Annotated in this window: 3 protein-coding genes and 4 pseudogenes; 3 read left to right on the top strand and 4 right to left on the bottom strand. The window is 35.6% G+C overall.

All coding sequences use genetic code 11. The features are described 5' to 3' along the window. From ACFIJL_RS08740 to ACFIJL_RS08750, 3 pseudogenes are all read right to left on the bottom strand, one after another. A pseudogene (locus tag ACFIJL_RS08740) lies at window positions 1-161 on the bottom strand (single-stranded DNA-binding protein); the annotation flags it as partial. Between the two features lie 207 nt (window positions 162-368). Beyond that, window positions 369-676: pseudogene (locus ACFIJL_RS08745) on the bottom strand (XRE family transcriptional regulator). A gap of 18 nt (window positions 677-694) precedes the next feature. Further along, window positions 695-1,033, bottom strand: a pseudogene (locus tag ACFIJL_RS08750) (hypothetical protein). Window positions 1,034-1,392: 359 nt separating this feature from the next. Here ACFIJL_RS08750 and ACFIJL_RS08755 point away from each other — a divergent pair. The 3 genes and pseudogenes from ACFIJL_RS08755 to ACFIJL_RS08765 all read left to right on the top strand — a co-directional run bounded on the left by ACFIJL_RS08755 (window position 1,393) and on the right by ACFIJL_RS08765 (window position 2,874). Beyond that, window positions 1,393-2,019 carry a lambda exonuclease family protein gene (locus ACFIJL_RS08755; RefSeq protein ID WP_375624276.1) on the top strand — a complete coding sequence of 209 codons (627 nt, stop codon included), beginning with the start codon at window positions 1,393-1,395 and terminating at the stop codon, window positions 2,017-2,019. Between the two features lie 71 nt (window positions 2,020-2,090). Beyond that, window positions 2,091-2,579 (top strand): DUF488 family protein, encoded by a 489-nt coding sequence (locus tag ACFIJL_RS08760; protein ID WP_375624278.1) that lies wholly within the window; start codon window positions 2,091-2,093, stop codon window positions 2,577-2,579. Window positions 2,580-2,673: 94 nt separating this feature from the next. Beyond that, a pseudogene (locus tag ACFIJL_RS08765) lies at window positions 2,674-2,874 on the top strand (helix-turn-helix transcriptional regulator). 198 nt (window positions 2,875-3,072) lie between these two features. Here ACFIJL_RS08765 and ACFIJL_RS08770 read toward each other — a convergent pair. Next, window positions 3,073-3,950, bottom strand: an 878-nt coding sequence (locus tag ACFIJL_RS08770) for a tyrosine-type recombinase/integrase (RefSeq protein ID WP_375624279.1), incomplete at its 5' end; no start/stop codon positions are given.

A 3,950-nucleotide genomic window follows, 5' to 3' on the forward strand; every position in this document is an offset into this window, starting at 1 on the left:
AACTGAATGCCATTCTGTTTTTTCTACTTTTTGATTGTTTTTTTATCCGTATAGCTTTCAGAAGTTGCCATACGAAAATTGACTATTTCTGCTCCAGAATTCATTGTTTTGCTTTCGGGATCAGCACCTAAACGCCCGATTAATGTCACTTTATTTAGTATGTTTGTAGCCCCATTAGAATAGCAATTTATGCATATAAAATCTTAGCATAATTTGCATATTTATTCAATTATTTCAAAAATGTATTATTGTTTTTTAATATATAAAATTATGTTTGCGGTGTATAAGATAAGGAGATCAAGGTATTCTATTCTGAGAGCACCGTTTTTTTCTACTTTCTCCATGAGTTTTTTGCTCTTTGTCAGATCTTATTGTGAAAGAGACTTCAAAAGTCTAACAAAGGTTCCAGAAACTTCATGGTTAAGTGTATCAGAAGAGTTCATTGTAAAATTCTTACGACAAATATAAGCTTCTTTTTTTAAGAGAGAAACTATATCCTGATCTAAAGCGTACAGCTTGATAATTTTTTATTCCATTCCTACAGAAACAGATTTTTACCAATTTTTACAGAAGATAAAAATGCTATAGATACGCCTAATTTCTCAGCCATATCTAATAGACGCTCTATCCGATCAATACGAATTTTACATAAGGTTTTGCCAAATGGTGTAAGCATGTGATTAAAGCTCCTAATTCATACAATTAAACTGTTTTCGGTAATTTTTAGGCTTTTGTTGATCTCATCTATAAGAGGCTCGTAATTGAGAACGTTTTTCGGAACAGCTCCTCCATAAGCCCATGCTTTTACCTGCGCTTTGGTGCTAAAATTTGCCTTTTTGGGTACGGTGTAATACTGACCACCATCAAATTTTTCACATTCTCTTGTGACGTCTTCATATTCTTATTCTTAGAGGTTGTAAAAATACTCTGCCGCTCCGTCTCCCCAAGGAACATAACCAACAGCTGTTGCAACAAACTCTTTTTGCATTGGCTGTTTACGCTTTTTTAAGAACAGGTCTTTTAATATTCTCATGTTTTTAGTCCATAATTTTACCAATAGGTTAATTTACCTTAAATTTGACCGTACAGAGCGTTTTTATATTGCGATTTTTATCATAAAATCTTTAAATCGCTTTGTACGGTACCTTTTTGTCGATTTAAACGCACATCTAATCACAAAACCATCAGCACTTTTCACTATTTTGCTGTTTTAGCCACTTTTGAATTGCTACTGTTATGTTGCTCTTCACTAGTTTTGCCTATTCTCACGAATGAAATGCGCTTGCCTCCTAAAGCCAAATTACGGGTATTTTCACACTGCTATAAAAACTTTTTCAGTAGCACCATAAAGCCTGCTTTCTAAATCGCGACAATACTGCGCAAGATTAGCACATGAGGGAACAAACGACAGAAGAATGGTTTCAAGCGCGCTTGGGTAAAGTCACTGCTTCAAACGTTTACAAAGTACTGAGTAAGACAGCAAAAGGTTTGCCTACAAGCAAATATGAAGACTACAAAATCAAACTCATGACAGAACGCTTAATAGAGGGAATAAGCCAATCTTATACAACACCTGCTATGCAATGGGGCATTGAACATGAAGAGAATGCCTTAAGAGAATATGAATTCATTTATGACGCAGAAGTCACAAGATGCGGGTTTACCCAACACCCAAAAATGGAAATGGCGGGGGCTAGTCCTGATGGGTTGATTGGAGAGGACGGTTTAATTAAAGTCAAATGTCCACAATCAACAACCCATCTTCGTTTTTTTGTGTATGATGAAATCAAGCCTGAATATATCGCACAGATGCAATTCCAAATGGCATGCACTGGACGCAAATGGTGTGATTTCATGAGCTATAATCCAAACTTTGTAGGCAAATCTACTGGTTTGAGAATGAAAATCAAACGCGTCCTCCGTGATGAGAAACACATTGAAGAGATCAATAAAGCGGTCGAAATCTTTTTAGGGGAAATAGAACAAGAGATGCAAAAGATTTTGGCAAAAGCTGCTTAAACCTATGGGGGTGCTCTCTCCTTCTCCTCTTTCCTAAGCACCCCCCCACCCATTTACCAAGGAAATTAAACGTGTGTAACACCAAACATATTATCATACAGCCTGCTAAAGATGAGGAATTTTGTTTTTTTACCATTGGCTATGAAGGTAAGTCCCTTGAGAATTATCTTAGTTGTCTCATAGAAAACAATATCAAAACTTTATGTGATGTTCGTAAAAATCCAATAAGTAGAAAACACGGATTTTCAAAAAGACAATTAGAGCAAGCTGTAAGCAACATTGATATTGAATATATGCATATGCCTGAACTTGGAATTGCCTCTGAAAAACGAAGAAATTTGAAAACACAAAAAGATTATGACCGCCTTTTTAAAAATTATCGAAATACAACTCTCAAGAATAATTCTTGTGCAATAAACAAATTATATCAAATGTTTTTAAACAAAAAGCGCGTTGCAATCACCTGTTTTGAAGCCAATGTATGCATGTGTCATAGAGGACAACTCGCATTAGCTCTTACTCAATTGCCTGATTGGAAATATGAAATTGAACACATCTAAAAAATAAACTTGCAGATTTTTAAAAGTTGGAGTGCTTCACATGCCTTCCAGCCCCCACCCATTTAATTAACATAAAAAAGAGAAAGGTAATGAGATGATATTTGATGATGGAGATAGATATGTAACAACACGTGAGTGTGCACAGCTTTTTAGTGTATCCACAAAAACGATTCGCAATTGGGTGCTAGGGGGTATTTCCGGAGCCATATAAGCTAGGGAGAGCAGTGAGGTGGAGAAAAAAGAGATCTTACCCTTTACTCCAAAGAAAAATAAGGAGCAAATAAGAACAAATTAGGTAAAGTTGTATAAACCGTAGAAGGTGGTCTAAAAAGTAGTCTAAAAATGGTTATTTAAAGAAAAAATCTATATATTTAATATGTTAAAGATACAAAATGGTGCCCAAAAGAGTTCCAATTATTTTAAATAAAATAAATGGGTTATTACGATATGGGGGAAATTTATCATTATTGATTCCATTATGCTTTTTATAGCGTTATCCCTCATTTTTTTGTAGTTTTTTTATAGCCTCTATAGCTAACCTTTTACGATCTGCGCTCTTTGTGTAGAGAGATGCCATTTTATCTTCTGTCCAGCCAAAAATTGCTTTGAGTTGTGATACTGTTGCACCAGAATTAGCGGCGCGTGTTGCTGCTAATTTTCTTAAGCCATGTGCTGATTTTTTGATTCCCGCCGCATTACACGCTTCACGGAATAAGTTTCCAAAACTTTCTTTTACGAGTTTATTTCCGTTTTTTCCGCAAATGAATGTTTCATTTCCAATAGGACCAATTTTTAGAGTTTCTGCTAATTCAGGCAAAATGGGTAGAAAGACATCTGTTTGGAATTTGCTTTTCTCTGTCTTGAGATGAATGATATTATCTTTGACGTCTTTCCAGCCAATGCGGACCGCATCACCACGACGTAAGCCCGTATATAAAAGAACATCAATCCAGACACGTTCATGGGTACCATGATGCCATCTTTGATAATATTTCTCAACATCTTCTTCTGCCCAAACAGCAAATCCATCTTTGTTGTTGTAAGCTGGTCTTTTTACTCCTACTGTTGGATTGTTTTCTAAAAGCTCTTGATCAATTGCCCAATTAAAAAGTCCATTAAGGGCTTTTAGAAAATTGTGAGCAGCTGTTGGTTTTTCTTTGCGGCGTTCAACACCCGCTGTAATATGTGATTTCTTTATTTCTCTGTATGGAATGTTTCCTATAGCATCACATACCTTCATAAGGATAAGTTCTCTTTGTCTTTTCGTAGCTTTAGCAAGGCTATGCCAATGAACGCTGTTAAAGTATTGTTTAAGCAGCCATGCAAATGAACCTTCAACAAGTTTACCAGTTTTTGATTTAGGAAGTATAA

The organism is Bartonella sp. TT119HLJHH (assembly GCF_042193385.1).
Taxonomy (GTDB): domain Bacteria; phylum Pseudomonadota; class Alphaproteobacteria; order Rhizobiales; family Rhizobiaceae; genus Bartonella.